Source organism: Fluoribacter gormanii (assembly GCF_900156395.1).
In the GTDB taxonomy this organism is placed as follows: domain Bacteria; phylum Pseudomonadota; class Gammaproteobacteria; order Legionellales; family Legionellaceae; genus Legionella; species Legionella gormanii.
Map to the genome: position 1 here is coordinate 1 of NZ_FTNL01000019.1, position 18,183 is coordinate 18,183.

Below are 18,183 nucleotides of genomic sequence, written 5' to 3' on the forward strand. Positions count from 1 at the left end.
GGATTCACCAAAAAATACAACGTGGATCGATTGGTATACTATGAAGCTTGTGGGAGTATCATTGTAGCCATTGAACGAGAAAAACAAATCAAGGGTTGGTCACGACAAAAGAAGCATGATTTGATTAATGCATTGAACCCAGAGTGAAATGATTTGTATCAATCGATTCTTTAAAAATTGCTCCACCTGACAGGAGATCCCTCACCCTCGCTGCGCTCGGGTTCGGGATGACGTGGGGAGTTACCAAGAAAGTACTAACTTGAGCATCAGCTGGTAATTCCGCGATCTGTTCTTTCCAAAGCAGTTTGATTTCTTATTTAACCCTTTTATTTTTATTAATATTTAATCTTAGGGAAGTGCTCCAGAGTTGGCGATTGCTATTGCATATTTTGGTTAGAGCCATTATTTTTAGATAAGTTTGTTAAAATAATTACGAAAAGGATATTTAATGATTATAAGTAACATGAAGCGTGGTTCATTCGACGTGCCAAAATTTCCAAGATTAAGCCTGCTGAGCCTACTCTGTGTTACTTCGGTTTCTATCGCAGGAACATCTGGAATTAAGGAATTATCCTCTGCAAACTGGTCTGGTTTTTACGTGGGTATAAACGGAGGTTATTCCTGGTCAAATGCCCGTACTCAAGTGGTACCTCTTCCTGAGCCAGCCGAACTCCCACCCGGGGATGGTACTATTAAACCTTCATCTATGTCGTTATCCATGTCAGGTGGAACAGTAGGAGGACAAGTAGGGTATAACTTGCAATTACGTGCTTATCCACAAGTGTATCTTGGTTTAGAAACCGATATGAACTGGAACTCATTAAAAGGCTCATCCACGGAAAATGCAGTGGGCAATGCGGTGGAGCATTTAGAAGTATTTAATAATGCACTCTCAACCCAACATAAATTGACATGGTTTGGCACCTTACGTGGACGCATCGGTTATTCACCAACTGCCCAGGTATTACTATATGGGACCGGTGGATTGGCCTATGGTTCAGTAAAAGAACAGGCGAATGTTAATTTTATTTCTGGTGGATATGGTGATGAGCAATATCCTTTTTCTAAAACTTTAACACGAGCCGGGTGGACTGCGGGTGGAGGGGCTGAATGGGTTCTCAAGCAAAATTGGTCAATGAAATTAGAGTACTTATATTATGATCTTGGCTCAACATCCGGGATTGCCGATCCAATTATTCCTAATCCTCCATTCCAGATTAAATATATATGGACTAATCCAGCGCAAGTTATTCGCTTCGGTCTTAATTATCATTTTTCATGATCTTAAATTTTGCAAGCCAAAGAACAGTTTGAGTAGCCACCGTGTGTAAGGAAAGTAGATTGAGTCAGTATATAACCCAATCCACGTTGCTTGCTTATTCTAAAACAGATACTGCAGACCGAGCGCGAGAGTATAGTTTTTATTGGATAAACCAGCGGCGTTACGTTCATAGCCGTTTTCGCCGGTGTCATTGTCGATGATTTCAGTATCGGCGCGTCCATTAGAATAATGATTGTAGGAAGCCTCAACAAAAACTTTCGCATTGGGTGTAAAAAAATAGCCGGAGTTTATCGTTGCAGCATAATATCTGAAGTTATCTCCATGTTCTTCGAACGTTATGTTGCGGGCATAATGCTCGTCATGATCTTGAGCTGTCACCCAATTACTAAATTTTAAAAGCGCATTAAACTCAAAATTATGGATAAAATATTTCCCAGCTAAACCCACATAAGGAGTTCTAAATTTTTGTTGATAGCCAATTCCAGCTTCAGAGCTAGGAAAACAACCGATATCGCTTCCATTGTTGTATTGATAACAGCCGCCAGTCGCTCGCCAACTAAAAGAATCCCATTGATAACCCGCAGCCAAGCCGAGTTGATAATTTTGTTTTTGCATCAGCCAAGCTCTTAAACTCAAATCAAACTCATTGGCATAATTAAGATGTGTATTTTCATGGTGTGACCAATGAGTCCAAGATTCTTGATTTGGATTGAACCAATCATAATCATCCATAGCAGCCTTATTTTTTGCTACAGTTGACCAACCTCGCCCATTAATTCCCAGCCAGGATAAGAGTTCATAATTTAATTCGCCGTTTATTATTGCCGCATCTTTTATGCGCCAATCGAGCTGGCTTAGCTTAGTATTTGTTCGGGGATAATAAACATATTCGTGAGCCTTGCCAGAGAGAATTCCTACGGAAGTACTTAATGACAAGCCATCCAAACTGTAATCAGCAGCATAGGTATCGAGTGAATAGGTAAGAGATAAGGAGCTAAGAGCCAACATAACTATTTTGTTTTTCATATTTTTTCCTAGTTAGGGCCGGCAATCCGTGCAGCAAAGTGACCATCAAAAAATCAATCGAAATTATTGTGGCTCACAATGACCTTGTCAAGAACAGCATTGAAAAACATTACTCATTAGTAACCGGTAACCCAATAACTTGAATATGAAATAAGGCATCGGCATAGCCATATAGTTACTGAATGGGCATGCTTGGGTGAAGTAATAATGAACCTATTTTTCATTTGAAAATAATAAGTTACTGTGGGAGGATATCCGACGAAGCAGGTCGGATCATATTATAAAGAGGGTTATATGCAAGAACGATTTTTTAAGGAAGCCAGCTCTGACTTTTCAATTTCACTCCCATCTCTGAGTGTGGAAGATTTACACCATTTACAGACGTTATGTGATCAAGATGTTGATATAAATACACTGCTTATTCAAAAAATGCCTAAAACAGATTTGCATGTTCACGCTGAGGCTGGCTTTTTGATTAATATTGAATTAGCTAAAATTATAGCAGAGCGTAATAATATCCCTTTTCCATATGACTTGGTCGATGAACAAACCCAACAATGGAAATTTACTGGTTCAGATGATCTGGATCAATTTATCAAAGACTTTCGACGTATTTCGAATCTTTTGAAAACACCACAAGATATCGAAGATATCACTTATGCATTTTATAAATATTGTTATGAGCATCATGTCATCTTCGCTTTGCCAGGAATATCCTGGATTCAATGTAAAGAACACATCACTTTTGTTGAGTTTAACCAAGCCTATAATCGCGGCATCGCGCGAGGCATCAAAGAATTTGGTGATGTCACCACATTAAGATTACGTTATTATCAAGAGCGGCACATCGATCCAAAAGATTTTCAGAGCATATGGGCTAATATTCAACAATATCCCAATCCGATGGTAACAACCCTAGGCCTTGCAGGCGCTGAGGATGGGTTCCCTCTAGAGCGTTTTTTTAATTTTTTTGATGAGCTCAATCATTATAGGCAGCAAGAAGGTAATCCTTGGTATTTTATCACCGCCCATATTGAGCCAGAGGCACAGGAACATACCATGGAAATTGCAAAAAAATATCTTGACCGATTTGCCCATGGAAGAAATGTTGCCAATTATCCCGAACTCGAAAAAAAACTTAAATTTGACGGTATGACACTTGAGCTATGCCCTTTAAGTGATGTTGCATTTTTCCCAAAAACGATACCCAATTTACAAGCCCATACTCAATTTCAAACTTTATTTAAAGATGAAATGATCTCTTTAAACTCTGACGACCCCGCATTTTGTGGTGCAATTGATGAGGTATATCAGGCTGTTTTTAAAGAACTCAACTGCGATATGGCCCTTTTATTTCGATGCACTTATAACGGTTTATTTGCAGTAGCACCCAGTAAATTAGAAGCAATGCATCTTTTCGCACCCGAAACTTATCAGGCCCACATGTTGCTCCTCAAACACAACATGTTGAAGCTAAAATTTTTTGAACTATATTTTCATTTATTACAAGAGATTAGAACAATAAATGATGAATACCGCGAACTAAAAAAGCATATTTTGCAAATTAGCTTACACACACCCTTAAGTGAATTAAATCGTCTCGCATCACATCTTTTAGAAATTGGAAAAGAAACAAGTATCACATCGTTAATAGATATTAAACAGGAACTTATCAGAACGACTAAAGTATTAGAAACAGACACGCTGCAAGCCATAGAAAAATTTGAACACAATTATCCTCTCTCACAAGAGCAAAGCATCAACTGTCTTGAACTATAATGCAAGACAGCCTCGTAATATAACAATCAACCCTGTGGTTAGGGCTTCTCTTTCACCCAGGCTACACTAATAGCTTGAATTCAATGTAGCCTGGGTGCAGTCCAAAAAACGAACATAATATTGCTTAAAAAAACTCCTCATTTAATTATTTCTTAATTTTATTCCAATATAATGGTGAGTTATTATTACTCATTTTGATTATTTTTTATCAAGACAACCATGAAAAGAAAATATCCATTGAACGAGCATGAACAGCACTATTACAAAGAAGTTGGCAAAAAAATTGTTTGCGTAGAAGATGAAGAAGAACAAAGAAAAATCGATAAATTTATGGAGCGACACTCCACCACTCCTCCAGGTACATCGCGTGAATCAGGTTATTCATCCTATATGTTTCATGGAAGCAACGTTGAAGTAAATACTTCCATGGTAAAAAAACAAAAGATGGGTAAAGATCACTTCCTCATCTCAAGAGCTTCCAAGGCCCCCACCCTACCTGTTTCTTGTTTGGCTTCAACAGAGCATGTAATCGCCATGCAGGATAAAGTTGCAAACTTCAAATCAGAATCCGAACCAAAATCAAAAGAGAATGTGATGTATCTCATCGAATTATCTTGTAATGCAAAAAGAGTGAATGTTCGAGATGAAAAAAAGGCGATTTTAAGTCTCATTCAACAATATGATAATACTTTAAATAAGGATAATGTCACGATTACCTATAACAAGGCAAAGGCTGTTTTTACAATTAGAACGAGTACACAAGTTGCAGATATTCAATTGCTTGTTCGCGCCTTAACGAGCGAAAAAAAATATAAAATCGTTGATTGTGCTTTTGAAGATATCGGTTTAAATCAAGGAATCTGTCTGGTTAAGAGGGATGCATCCAATCCAATTCATGCCTTGGTTAATATTGCAGATTCTGACTTTGAAAAGGGATTTCTTGAACGAGATGCCGGCACAACATCAGGACGCCATACAGCCGCTTATCAAGATTGTAATTGGACATTTAATTTCTTTACCAGTTTGGAAGATATGCGCAGGAAAACGGAATATCCTGCCAGTGCCCTTGCTATAAAAATTATTAATGCAATCTAATCTGTTCTTTGCAATCTTCTTCAATGACACCAGCTCGTTCCAAGCGGGATTGGCTATTTTTCTGTTCTGTGCAGTAGCAGGATTAACGAAATGGAACGAGCCGTGCAAAAAAATCGTTAAATTCTTACTGTACTCAACTTCCATCACCAACAATCTGTATAATTTATAAACAATTAAACAAATTTACTATCATGAAATGACTCACTCAAAAACCGATAAATACCAAATAACTGAACAAAATGTTGCGGAAAATATAAGAAAAATAGCCAAGATAGCGCAGGTGGGCGTGGCTACCGTGAACAGCAGTGACGCCCCCATAGTTCAGAACTTTGGAGATAACCAGAGTATGTGTTTTGGAGCTGCATCGCTTAGTAAACCCGTCTTTGCTTATCTTGTCTTAAAGCTTGTTGAAGCTGGAACACTAACTCTCGATATGAGAGGGCTTAATGATATTTTGTCCTTTAAAGACTTTTGCGATCAACATGGTTTTAAATGGAAAAATGATATCAATGAAGAAGATATAGCACGCATTAATGCCTTCACCCCCGCCATGATCCTCTCTCATAAAACCGGATTTGATTTAAATAACTGGAGCAATGAGGTGAATCATCAATTTGAACCAGGCCAAGAGTATTATAGATATTCAGGGCTACCCTTGTTTTACTTACAAAAAGTGATTGAAAAACTTCATGAGCCCCAACTCGTTTTAATGCCAGACAACACTGTGTCTCTCGAACAGAATAAGCTGTATGTATCAATTATTCCTCCAAATCTAAGATATACAATCATTGATAGTAACGGGCTAGATGTATCCGGCATCATGGACTTAAAAACACTAAACTGTGAATTACAGATACTTACTGACATCCATGAACTTTACCCATACCAATCCAAAATAATCGAAGAAATCGCAAGACGAGGACATACTGCAAATCTTGAAATACTTGCTAAGAACTATGTGTTCAAACCATTAAATATGAACCAGAGCAGCTTTGGGGGCACGCCATGTGCAGCGAATAGTTTAAGTACCACTGCCGAAGATTATGCACGGTTCGTGCAAGCCTGGATGTGTGATGAAAAATTACAATATGCCTTTAAACCTCAGATTCGCATGACTCAGGATCCATGGGCAAAAGAGACAGTATCTGATGCAAAAGCGTTGAACTATGTGGCCGAATGTTTAGGATTTCAACTCGAAATCGATGACCAAGGTAAACCTCTAACAGCGTTCAAAACCGGTGATATGGGACCATGGCGAGGCTGGGTTGCTATTAATTTAAGTGATAATTTAAATGAGAGAAGAGCAACGGTTTATTTTGCAAAAGGCCCAGAACCTGATGGAAATGGACATATTCTTGCTGAAACATTAATTAAACCTTACTTTAAGTTAGAACACGGACTTAAGTGGTTTAAAGAGAAATATGGTTTTGCTACGGGTTTAGAAGAGGACTGGGGCGCCTTGCAAAAAGAGCGATGTAATCGAGGGATGCTCTATCAAAAGCAATCGCCTAAGCTGCCAAAGCCAGGAGAGGAAATCGCTGAGTCTCTTGATAGTACTCAAAAAATGTTCCAGCAATTGAATATTCATCACCTATCACCCAGAGCTGAATTAAAGCCGAGTAAATCTCAGGAGCAAGAGCCAGGATCGAAGCAACCTCTTCACGAAACTGAAGGAATACTGGTGGAAGAAGCACAAGAAGATCATATATTTAATCCAACACCATTTCCTCGTTCTTATGATCCTTAAAAAATAAGCAATGCGCTCAATGAATCAGGATTGAGCGAACAAGAAGTTTAATCTGAGGATTCCTAAGCCCCCACAAGTATCAATTGAATCCGTCGTACTAGCCGTTGATCCCGCACCTTCCAAAGGCGATGCAGGCAATTATCTGGGAATATGGTTGCCCAAAGAAAATGGGGAACTGCCTAATCCTTTTAACAATAAAGATTTGACGAAACCCGTATCACCACTGTGTGGTATTCTGGGTTCATGAGATAGTGGTGGTCCTGCATGGACACCAACAAAGAATGTTTGGGCCATCGCTGGAGTCAATTCAAATGGCAGTGGTAATGCAACCTATGGGGACTTTTCCTGGTTTCCTCGCGTGAGCCGGGTAACGAAATGGATTAAAGGTATAATGCCAACAGCACGTTTTATAAACTAATACCGGCTCATTCAAAGTACAATAGAACATGTTCCAATCATCGATGCCAGGTTGTGCCAGTTCGAACCTTACCGCAATTACCGTTAACACAGCCTTTATTAACGCTCGTATGATGGCAAGTACCTCCATAACATGCTGTATAACTTTTATGATATCCCCACGCCGCAAAAGAGCTGGATACGAAACCGCTCATAATGAAGATCATTAAAATCTTTTGAATATTTTTTGCTAGCATTTGTCACTCCTTCAGTTATATTCCCAATTATGGTCATTAAAAGCACATCTATGGAGTTAGTATAGTTTAGATTGGCACATTTTGATGATTGATGAATCTGTTACAGAAGTCGTATGTGATATCATTGTTAAAATTCCACTCACATTTTGAAATTTATGCGACATTTTTTTCAAGAAGTGCGCCAACTACCTGGCAAAGAAAAGCTTAATGTACATGCTTTGCTGATAACAAAACTTTCCCTCTATAAAGCAGAGGAACCACAAGATAAGCTCTTTATCCGCTCAATAATCCCTGAGTTAAAAAGTTTATTTCATAATCATACACAATCGTTTATAACCCTGGCCTTCACTTTAAAACACCATTTAAAGCAACACCCGAATATCTCAGAACCACTTAAATTTTTTATTAATCATGTGATTGAAATAACAAAAGATTCTGATTTTAAAAATTACTTTAAAAAAACAAAAATCAGTGCTGAGGATCTTGAATGTCGAATAGCTCGTATTTTTGAATCCAACATCGCAACAATAATGTTGCAAAATCCCAGCAAAACAACATGGGCTTGTATCGATAAAGTAAGTAACCACATCATTCAATTCATAGAATCAAACTATAATGAAAAAATCTTCGACACTTTTCTTGAAAATATAGGTCCCGATCCAATAGAACCACAGAACCCCAAACTTGCTTTGGCTTTCGGACGCTACGCAAAGACTCCAAGCCTAAAGGAAATTATTGAAACGCTTAAAGAGCGACGGAATTTTGCCAGAATCATGTTAATTCATTTTATGTTTATGCGTGATGTTTATTGCCATTTTGAACGCCCCTTAAAATCTCAAAATCACATCAAAAGCTTTGGATATGAAGGAAGTTTGAGACAATTTATTTTAGAAAACAAACAGGCGGATATTGGCACTTTTTTCTGGAGATACTCCTCATTTCCTTTATATCACGACAGAGGTAGAGGTGAATTTAAATTTTATGTTTCCCAAAGACTAGGCATCTGTATCGCCCCAGAGGATCGAAGAAAGTTCCCCTTATTTGAAACTACATGGAATCCTGATTGTATTTGTCAGGAAGCAGATCTTGATTCAAAGTACACGCAATCTCTTATTCATCGTGGCATTCCCTATGTTGCCGGCCCTTCCGGAATGACTTCATTGTTAAGTGCCAGTATGTTATTTATGGGACAATTTAAAAGCCTGGAAGAACATTACCATTATATTTTAGCGATTATGTCATTTATTGTAGGTGGAGGACTGCATAGTATTCATGAAACACTCGCTGTTATTCATGAACGCTTAGGCTTACTACCCTCCTATAAAGCGGATGGATGCCATGCAGGAAACTATAACGATTTCTTCAAATTATTTCGATACGATGAAGTAATATCTCAAAATATTAATCGTGCTTGGGGGGCTACAATTAGTTGGATGCTTGAAACATATCCCGAGCTTATACCCATTCAAGATTACCCGGAACCCAATGAAGCAAGCTTCTTAGAAAAATTAAACCCTTTATTCTTTTGTTGTTCCTAAATAAAGCACAAAGTCAAGAACAATAGGATTTCGCTTCTTACCGCCATCCAATATGGATTAGATTATTTTTTTAATAACGCGCACAATAACAAAAGGATGGCTATTGTTTAATAAACAAACAATATGCTGGGGATTGTATTATACTTATAAAAAAGCTGTTGATTACGCCAGGGAAACAACACCTATTATTTTATGATGACTATAAATAATAACAATTTGATTTAAAATTAATTTGGAGAATAATGTGTCAAAATGGGAAGAGTTACTTAAATCGTTATCCTTAAATCCTAAAAAGCTTGAGCCGCGCGATATAAGCAAAATAGAGCTATGGTATTTACAGAACGTTAGTAAACAGCCTCTTTATGAAAATTCTACTACAGCTGATAAAAAGTTAACTCCTCTAAAGCAAGAAATTTCGCATTTTCTTGATACAGTCGCTGACATTTCAGTCACTAAGTGTTCTGAGAAATTTGATCATTTAGGAGGTATGAATGCAATACAATACGCCAGTAAGAAAGGATATGACCTTTACCTGAATAAGATTTTAGAACAAGATAGGAATGCAGTTAATCTTGTAACAAGTGGCCAATTATCCCCTTTGCACCTTGCGGCACTTTATGGCCATCATTTTGCCGCAGAAGTTTTACTTGAGCACGGCGCCAAGTCTAACTCACTGACTCGATTACAACAAACTCCAGCTCATTTAGCTCTGACCATGCCTCCATCAACCTTAGCTAAAGATAGGCAATGTCTCATGGAAAGAAAGCAAGCCATTTTTTATGACCTCCTGGTTAATAACCCCAAAAATATCATTGCAACGGATGATAGTGATAATACATTAGCACATGTTGCGGCAGAGAATGGATTTACTACCATCGTTGAAGATTTGCTTGACTATCCAGGCCTGCTGAGGATGAAAAATACATCTACTCATACACCACTCCATTCAGCAATTTTAAATAACCAAAGCGGATGTATAGAAATTCTAAAGAAAGAAGAGGCGTTATTAGCTATACCTGATAAAAATGGACGCTTGCCCATCCATTACGCCGCCATGTATGGCCAAGCCTCTATGCTGGAACCGCTTGCGAAGGATCCTTATCTCAATTGTCAAGATCTTAATTTAAAAACCCCTTTAATGTTAGCCGCAGAACTAGGACATACTGATAAGGTTAAACTACTCATTCAAAAAGGTGCGAATGTAATATTGGAGGATCAGTATGGAAAAGACGTTCTTCATTATGCCTTGATGTCATTAAATACTGAGTTGGTTACGTGGCTCATTGCTAATGCTGAAGGACTCAATGTAAATCAACAAGATAAATCTGGACGAACAGCACTAATGAACCTGTTGCAGGAGACAGAACCTGATGATCCAAACCTTCATCTAGTTGAGATACTAGCTCATGTTCTAATTGATGCCGGTGCCCAATCAGAGCTAACGGATAAAATGGGTAAATCATTACAAGACTATCTTGATGGTAAATTTACTCGGTCTTCCATGAATACTCTCGCCTAATTTACCGTGTAGGTGCCCTATGATAAAGAAAGCCCAGTTGTTTAAAAAAGAATATGAGGATGAGACATATATAGATCATATTAATAGCGATATAGAAAAATTAAATCGTTTAATTGATATATATAACATAGCTCCCCATACCCAGAAAGCAGAGGCATTATTACAGGTGCGCCAACAATTACTCAAAATCGATGCGAATGTTGGAGGTGAGCTAGCTGTTGTAATAATAGCTACAAACTTTCCTTATACTAAATTTTATCAAGAGTTGACCAAGGAAATTCGGGATGAGCTGACTGTTTTAGGTTGTCCTGGTTTTAGTGCGAAGCAAATTAATCAATGGGACATAGAAAATTGTAAAAAAGGCGAAAGCATCCCTTCCGCAGTATTATTCGAGAAAGAAAACCAGCCAGACTTTTTAGCGCAAGTTTTTGGTGCGCAAACTTCAACAGCCATAGTCAAAACCACTCGTTTATTGAAAGAGATCGATCCGAGAATCGTTGCTGAAAATACAACGGAAAATTATTATCAACTTTCCAGATTAAAACAATCGATTCGCGAATTGATTGCCTCTGAAACCATTTCTACCACAGATAGAGCAACATTAATCGACCTAATTGCCAGGGTAAACAACCGGTTATCGAATATAGTAGAGAATAATCCTCAATTACGCTCTAAAGTTTACCCTCCACAAGATACGAATTTGGCACAAAATATCGACAATCTAACTTATGAGACAGCACAAAAAATTGCAACGATCCTCTCACATCCGGAAGAATTTGATGCCGATGCATTTCATCAAAAATTTGACCCTGTACTCCCTGGATTAGAAAAATATCAAATTAAATTTTTAGGTGGTGAGAATGCCCAAAATTATTTACTTACTGATAATGAAACAGGCCAGCGCCAAGTTTTAAAAATCACCCCCAACAAAGGAAATTACAGGAAAGCTTATGAGCGCCTTAAAGAAACTGCGGTAAGTGACGGTTTAGCAGAAGTATATGCATCTCAGCAAGCAATACAGAAGCGATCCGGTGGTTACATGTACAGTCTGGAGCTTACTGAATTCTGTGCTAAAGGTGATGTGTTATCTCACGGTATGAAAGTACAAGCAAAAATTGCACTCATTGAAAAGGATATTGCGGGTACCATTGAAGAAGCTGACCAGATAGAACTACAAAAATTATATGATGAGTTCACAGAAAATGATGAACTTTCAGTTGAACAGAAACAACAAATTCTAGCGCAGTTAAAAGAAACTCAGATTTTAAATACAGTCAATATTTATAGCCAGATGACTGATATTTTTTTAAATTTTCAAGCGAATAATAGTTTTTTCCCGGATGCAAAACCCACGAATTTTTTAGTTACTGAATTTGATCAAGTTCTTATCGCTGATACAAAATCGTTCTTAAATACTGAAAATGGAAACGTCGATCCGCGTAAAATACACCAAGAAGGCTATTTACAATATACATTGGGATTCCGCTCCCTACAATTTGAACATGGGGATCATGGAGAATTATTCTCAGCAGAGAAAGAACACTCCTATCTTATGGGTCTCAGTTTATATTGTTATATGACTGGCACGGATCTTAATCAAATTCCCAAAGAAGCCAAGGATCATCCTGATTTCCTAAACTTTGATGGCGAGGTATTTCAATCACCCAAAGGTCAAAAACTTAAAGCACTCATTCAAGGTTTAACTCATCATGATGCAGATCAACGCCTTAGTATGCAGCAGGCAAAAGATGCATTACACGCTATCGCACATGATATTAAAGTAGAAAAGTCTCCCTTTAAATCCAAAACTGAAGCCTACTTTTTTGCTTTGTACAACTTAATGGAACTTGCAAAAACATCAAACGATGAACATATCGAGCAAGCCATTAAAGAAATGAAAATTCTAATTGAAAATCATGAACAAGATCCCAGGAAGGCTGCAACTATTTTAACTTCTCTCGCATCACAACTTGAAGATGAGGGACAACAAACACTGCTTCGCGATATTGCTTCAACCATTCAAACTAGTGCCTATCAACAAACTCTACAAGAAAAATATGACAGCCCTTTGGCAAGGCGTTTTGAATCAGAAATGCAAATCGCCTTACTCAAGAGCCCGACAGATAAGATGATGGAATCCGTTGGCCATGTATCTCAAGCCTTACTAAACGTTTTTGAGCAAATGGAACAGCAGGGCTATAGAGATATACTGGAAGAATTTGCAGAACATTTAACAAGTGGGCAAGAACAGACCGGCTTTGGCTCCCAGCCAGAATCAATTTCACTTGATCAAGTGAGACAAATTTTACAAAGAAATGATCCTAATGAATTAAATCAAATCATGTTCATCCAATTTCTTTTTGCTCAAAAGTGGATGCGACAGCTACCTGAATCGATTCTACCTCCTAATAAAAATGAACCTACAGGAAAAATGCTTGAATTAGTTAAAGAATATAATAATGGAGAATATAGAGATAATCCCCAGGCATTTTTTAATGAATTTGATGGTATGAAATTGAAATTTATTTCTGATATACAAATGTATGGTTCCGAATTATTCACGGCTGATCCAACAAGAGGACGGCAAGGAAGTCTGCCCAGGACATTTTCGAGTCAAATGGGGCTAATGCGGCTTGGGCAGAATCAGGAAGGTTTGGACGTAGATCGCTCCAGTTGGACACCTGATGTAAAGTATCAGGAGGCCAATTTAGATTCTCCGTTTACTCGCGATTTGATTGAGAATGATGCGGTCTATGCAGCAGGACCATCAGGCATGACCAGTTTATTTATGGGCATTATGGAAAACTATGGGAATTTTACAAGTGTTGAAGCAAAGCAAAATTACTTGTCCGCTGTGTCTGCCTATATGGTAAGCGGAGGACTGCATAGTTTGCATGAAGTACTTGGGCCAGCCCAATATGCCCTGGATCTGATTCCAGGTTATCAGGTATCACCGCCAAGTAAAGACGAAGTTGCTAATCCACCTAATTTTCATCAGTTTTACCAACAACAAATGAATTTAGATCCTCAATTTGAAGAACGATACCAGCGAGGATGGGAAAAAATGATGGCGGCCTATGCGAAACAAAAAGATCAATTTGTCCATGCACCAGTCGCTAGTATGTCTGCGGTTGAACAAAGAGTGTTGACAAGTAAACCTTCAGAAAATCCCTATGCAAGTTTACCGGAAGATAAAATTCGCACGATGTTGCAAAAAAAACCAGAACTCAATCCTGTTCCTGTGCAACCGGACTTGGTAAATAAGGAAGAAGAGAAATATAAAGGAAGTAAAGAGAGTTATATTAAACAAAATTTAATGAAAATTAGCGTTCATTATATGAAAGGTGATGATCAAAAATTGGAAGAAGCAATTAATCTCTTGCTAAAAACTGTATGCAAAACAAGAACCAATATTCTTCAATCTTATTCTACATCAACCACCTCAGCTATAAATTTAGCTAATGAAATATGTAAAGATGAACAGTTGAGAAAAGTTTTTGGCATCCAAGGTGATAATCCGATTGATTGGAAAAAGGAACTAAACGCCAAGATGGAAGCAGCCTGCAATGACGAAACCATTGTTGTGCCCGACTTTTCAGAAAGCCTCAAAAGTAAAAACTTATAAGGTATTGAACTCTGTAGATTAAACACCTTTTAAATCTTCAGCCTACATCAGATATTTCGCTGCCCAAAAATCTAAAATTCACTGGAGATTATGGATTCAAAATACTCCTAACCGGTTTATATAGTGCAATTTAACACTCATTGAGCATCATCATGCTCGGTGATAAAATGCGCATGAAGATTAAAAAATGAATTTTAAAATCTAAGTTAAATTAAATAGTTAGGAAAACTCATGGGCAACTCCATAAAAAAATTCTTTAAAACAGTTAGTCAAAGAGCGCGAAATGAAAAAGAGCTAGAGAAACAATTAAAAGCTATAGAAAACCAGGCGCGGGAACTCCTTAAAAAGCACAAGACACTTGATCTATTCTATGAGTATTCTTATACGGCACATACTCCTCTCGAAGCCGCAATAAACTCAGCCTCTGTCGAGGTATTCCAATTACTAATAAGACTTGGAGCCAGCCCGTTTTTCAAACCGAAAGCGGATATGCCTTCTGCCCTGGAACTTCTCGCAAATGACTATTTTTCTGTATTTTCTATTAAGGAGAAGACACTCTTTGAATGGCTAATGCAAAATAAAAAGAGTCCTGTGTTCACCTGGGAAAAACTCTCTGAAAATAAAAAGCTGTTTGAAGAATTTAGAAAAACCAACTTAATTCCTAAAAAGCGGTATTTAAATGAACTCCCCATACATGTAGCAATTAAATCTGGGCGAATAGAATTGGTTCGGGATGTGCTAATCGCTGCGGGCGGCATTCAACAAGCAGGTGATATCAGCCGAATAAGTGTTCTTACCCCAGCCATCCAGGCAGTTCTTGATGGCAAAGAAAACTCTTTGGTTATATTAAAATACTTACTGAGTCAAGGAGCAAATCCGCAAATACCGGATACATACAATTTACCTGCAATCATGCAAGCAGTATCAGCTCAGGTTTTATATTGCCCTAATGCAAAAGAAGAAGCAGTATTAGAGATTGTAAAAGCACTGCTCGAATACGGCGCTACTCTTAATGTAACGAATCCGAATAATGGTCACGTCCCTTTAATGTCCGCGATGGGTATGGGTTATAAAACTCTATTTTATTTCTTATTAGACAAAGCAGATGCAACGACATTAAACCATCGGGCCAGTCTTTCACCCTATTATTTAATCTTTCAGTTATTTGATGATAACAAATTAAGACAAGTAGATATTTTAAAACTCTTATCCGACCTCAAAGAGAAAGGTTTGGAATTTAATAAAACCATTGATCGCGATTTATATGCTGATCCTTTCAGCAGCGTTTCATATAGCAGCAAAAGAGAGGTATCGGTAAAAGGGATGACCGTGTTGCATTTCTACATCGATCAAATGACTCGTTTAATGGACGACCCATTTCAATCAATAGATAAATATTTTGAAATAATTCACGCTTTAATTGCACATGGAGCAGATCCTCAGGCGAAAGCAACTTTTATTCTGACTGAAGAGGTAAGGGATGAGTCTGCTTACAATAAGACCAAAAAAGTCCAAACCAATCTCGAACTTACCGCCTCTGAGTATGCCAGGAAAATCGCACATAAAATAATAAGTCGGTATGATTCTGATATGGATGGTCATTTGATTAAGACCTATCAAGATGAGAATGAATTTTTACAGCATATTAGCTATTACTCCAAAGAAGAACAAACAAGACGACACAAAAAATTTCACAACTTTAGAAATCTGGAACGTGTTTTATCTGGAGAAAAACCGTTACCGTATGCAGGTCTACCTGATGTAGAAAAAATGAAAAAACCCAAGCCAGTAACAGATCGTCACTATGCTATGATGCCTTTGCTCGATATGCAGTTGGATGATGACTCTACAAAGACACTTGAACAAAAACTAATTGAGGCCAAAAAAGAACAAAATCAAGCGTATTGGAAGGTAATTAAACTATCTATTGTAGACTACGTCAAAGAAGCTGAATCTTTGCATGACTTTTTAACCAGGGTAGAACAATTTAAACAACCATTACAACTTCATTACAATATAACAACCAACAAAAACGGAGAAGTAATTAGCTATGGTTCAACGATGTATCGTTTCTTTCACTTTTTTGATCCCTATAAATTTCCAAACTCCTGGGAGACACTAAGAACATTTGGCAAAGATACCTACGGAGTTGATATCAATACCCAATACCAGCAAAGCCCTGCGTGTCAAATTTAATATGGAACAATACACAATGAATTATCAAATCGCTGAAAAATACCTCACTGTAATTAAAAAATCACTTACTGGTTCTTTAGACACCTCTCATCCAGACCACTGGCAGTTTAATATTGCTTCTGCCAAAGCCTTTAGAGCATTTATGACGAATGGCCAAGTTAGAACGCTCATTGGTCCTAAACGATTAGATAATATCGAGCAATCAATTAAACATATAACGAGCAACCATGTTGTTGGTGATATTGTTGAAGCCGGCTGCTGGCGTGGCGGTGCTTTATTGTATTTAAAAGCCTGTCTGACTGTTTATGGTGATCCCGATTCAATACCCAGAAATGTTTGGGGTGCTGATTTATTTCCCGAATCAAGCACACTCGTGACTTCTTATTCCAAATTAATTCGCCTAAAAATGTTATTAAAAATCAGGAGTCTATTACCTAAAAAAGCACAACAGCGTTTAGCGCATTCTGTGATGGAAGCCTTTCCTAATGAACATTATGACCAGGCTACTTTAAGTAAGATTTTTGCTCTCGCCAATTCATTGGCCTACATTAAAAGAGAGTCCTTAATTTCAACCTCTCATCATGATCTTCTTGAAGCGTTCAAACGATATGCTCTATATGATGATTCAATAAAATTAATGCCAGGCTGGTTTAAAGATACCTTGCCGCAAATGCAAGAGCAAATCGAACATATTGCCCTTTTGCGGATTGACGCTGATTTTTATCAATCAACGTTGGATGTACTTAATGCCTTATACCCAAAGCTATCACAAAATGGTATTTGCATTATTGATGATTACGGTGGCTTTACTGAATGTCAAAGGGCTGTAGATGAGTATCGTAAACAACATCAAATTACTGAGCCCCTGGAATCAGTTGACGGCACTTGTTATTACTGGATCGTGAAGAATCGCATCCAACAATGAAGTTAATACCTGGCCAGGTCCAAGCTCAACAAAGTCCAAATAGCCTAAAGCCAAACAATATTCTATGCTTTGATGCCAAAATACAGGGCTCACTAACTGTTGACTGAGTCGTTTAGACATCTCGGTGAAACAATCAACATGAGCCCGTGCCGTGGCATTTAATACGACGGGATAGCGCGGTTGATGCAACTTAAATTCCTTGAGAAAGGCATAAAAAGATTCAGCAGCCGCATGCATCAAGGGCGAATGAAATGCGCCACTCACCTTTAAGGGAATAAAGCGTCCTTCAGCAAAAAAACTCGAACTGGCAGCTATCGATTCCTTTGTTCCAGAAATCACGGTCTGCATTGGAGAATTATAATTAGCAATTACCAAATTCAGTCGGTTTTCTTTGATAATCTCCTCAACTTTAGCCGCACTTATTCCCACAATTGCCGCCATGCCCCCCTCTTTAGCATCATTCATCAATTCTGCACGCCGTTTAACGAGGTTTAATCCCGTAGCAAAATCAAAAACTCCAGCCACATACAGTGCTGCATATTCACCTAAACTATGTCCTAATACCATATCCACTTTTAAATTGTCTTTTCTTTCAAGCCAAGCCATGCTCGAAATACAATAAATGAGCGGTTGAGTGTATTGCGTTTGATTTATTACCTCACTGAATACTGCTTGTTCAATGTCATATCCGAGGATCTGATTCGCTTCAGCAACCATATCAGGAAACAATTTAAATAACTCTTTTCCCATTCCTTTAAATTGTGATCCTTGGCCTGGAAATAATAATACACTCATAAC

The 18,183-nt window shown here is 37.9% G+C and carries 13 protein-coding genes; 9 read left to right on the forward strand and 4 right to left on the reverse strand.

Features of this window, described 5'->3' with window-relative positions:
* Window positions 1-448 precede the first annotated feature (448 nt).
* Window positions 449-1,282, forward strand: a complete 834-nt coding sequence (locus BW930_RS12105) for an outer membrane protein (RefSeq protein ID WP_058468186.1) — start codon at window positions 449-451, stop codon at window positions 1,280-1,282.
* Between the two features lie 99 nt (window positions 1,283-1,381).
* Here the strand turns inward: BW930_RS12105 and BW930_RS12110 are convergent, their stop codons facing one another.
* Complete coding sequence (locus BW930_RS12110) at window positions 1,382-2,308, reverse strand: omptin family outer membrane protease (RefSeq protein WP_058468187.1); 927 nt, start codon at window positions 2,306-2,308, stop codon at window positions 1,382-1,384.
* Between the two features lie 294 nt (window positions 2,309-2,602).
* On the opposite strand from BW930_RS12110, the gene BW930_RS12115 reads away from it, so the two are divergent.
* The 3 genes from BW930_RS12115 to BW930_RS12125 all read left to right on the forward strand — a co-directional run bounded on the left by BW930_RS12115 (window position 2,603) and on the right by BW930_RS12125 (window position 6,929).
* Window positions 2,603-4,087 (forward strand): amidohydrolase family protein, encoded by a 1,485-nt coding sequence (locus BW930_RS12115; RefSeq protein WP_058468188.1) that lies wholly within the window; start codon window positions 2,603-2,605, stop codon window positions 4,085-4,087.
* A 219-nt stretch (window positions 4,088-4,306) separates the two neighbouring features.
* Window positions 4,307-5,182, forward strand: a complete 876-nt coding sequence (locus BW930_RS12120) for a hypothetical protein (RefSeq protein ID WP_058468189.1) — start codon at window positions 4,307-4,309, stop codon at window positions 5,180-5,182.
* Between the two features lie 196 nt (window positions 5,183-5,378).
* Window positions 5,379-6,929, forward strand: a complete 1,551-nt coding sequence (locus BW930_RS12125) for a serine hydrolase domain-containing protein (protein ID WP_064276667.1) — start codon at window positions 5,379-5,381, stop codon at window positions 6,927-6,929.
* 138 nt (window positions 6,930-7,067) lie between these two features.
* Here the strand turns inward: BW930_RS12125 and BW930_RS17185 are convergent, their stop codons facing one another.
* Both BW930_RS17185 and BW930_RS12130 read right to left on the reverse strand, forming a co-directional pair.
* Window positions 7,068-7,223, reverse strand: a complete 156-nt coding sequence (locus tag BW930_RS17185; protein WP_154668517.1) for a hypothetical protein — start codon at window positions 7,221-7,223, stop codon at window positions 7,068-7,070.
* Between the two features lie 161 nt (window positions 7,224-7,384).
* Window positions 7,385-7,582 carry a hypothetical protein gene (locus tag BW930_RS12130; RefSeq protein WP_058468191.1) on the reverse strand — a complete coding sequence of 66 codons (198 nt, stop codon included), beginning with the start codon at window positions 7,580-7,582 and terminating at the stop codon, window positions 7,385-7,387.
* Between the two features lie 155 nt (window positions 7,583-7,737).
* On the opposite strand from BW930_RS12130, the gene BW930_RS12135 reads away from it, so the two are divergent.
* From BW930_RS12135 to BW930_RS12155, 5 genes are all read left to right on the forward strand, one after another.
* Window positions 7,738-9,120 carry a hypothetical protein gene (locus BW930_RS12135; protein ID WP_058468192.1) on the forward strand — a complete coding sequence of 461 codons (1,383 nt, stop codon included), beginning with the start codon at window positions 7,738-7,740 and terminating at the stop codon, window positions 9,118-9,120.
* A 244-nt stretch (window positions 9,121-9,364) separates the two neighbouring features.
* Entirely contained in the window at window positions 9,365-10,639 is a 1,275-nt protein-coding gene (locus BW930_RS12140) for an ankyrin repeat domain-containing protein (RefSeq protein ID WP_058468193.1), read from the forward strand.
* A gap of 19 nt (window positions 10,640-10,658) precedes the next feature.
* Window positions 10,659-14,264 (forward strand): hypothetical protein, encoded by a 3,606-nt coding sequence (locus BW930_RS12145; protein WP_058468194.1) that lies wholly within the window; start codon window positions 10,659-10,661, stop codon window positions 14,262-14,264.
* A gap of 231 nt (window positions 14,265-14,495) precedes the next feature.
* The gene (locus tag BW930_RS12150) at window positions 14,496-16,460 is read left to right on the forward strand and encodes an ankyrin repeat domain-containing protein (RefSeq protein ID WP_058468195.1); all 1,965 of its coding nucleotides are present in this window, start codon (window positions 14,496-14,498) and stop codon (window positions 16,458-16,460) included.
* A 16-nt stretch (window positions 16,461-16,476) separates the two neighbouring features.
* The gene (locus BW930_RS12155; RefSeq protein WP_058468196.1) at window positions 16,477-17,385 is read left to right on the forward strand and encodes a TylF/MycF/NovP-related O-methyltransferase; all 909 of its coding nucleotides are present in this window, start codon (window positions 16,477-16,479) and stop codon (window positions 17,383-17,385) included.
* Here BW930_RS12155 and fabD read toward each other — a convergent pair.
* Complete coding sequence (fabD, locus tag BW930_RS12160; RefSeq protein WP_058468197.1) at window positions 17,332-18,180, reverse strand: ACP S-malonyltransferase; 849 nt, start codon at window positions 18,178-18,180, stop codon at window positions 17,332-17,334. The genes BW930_RS12155 and fabD overlap by 54 nt on opposite strands.
* Window positions 18,181-18,183 lie beyond the last annotated feature (3 nt).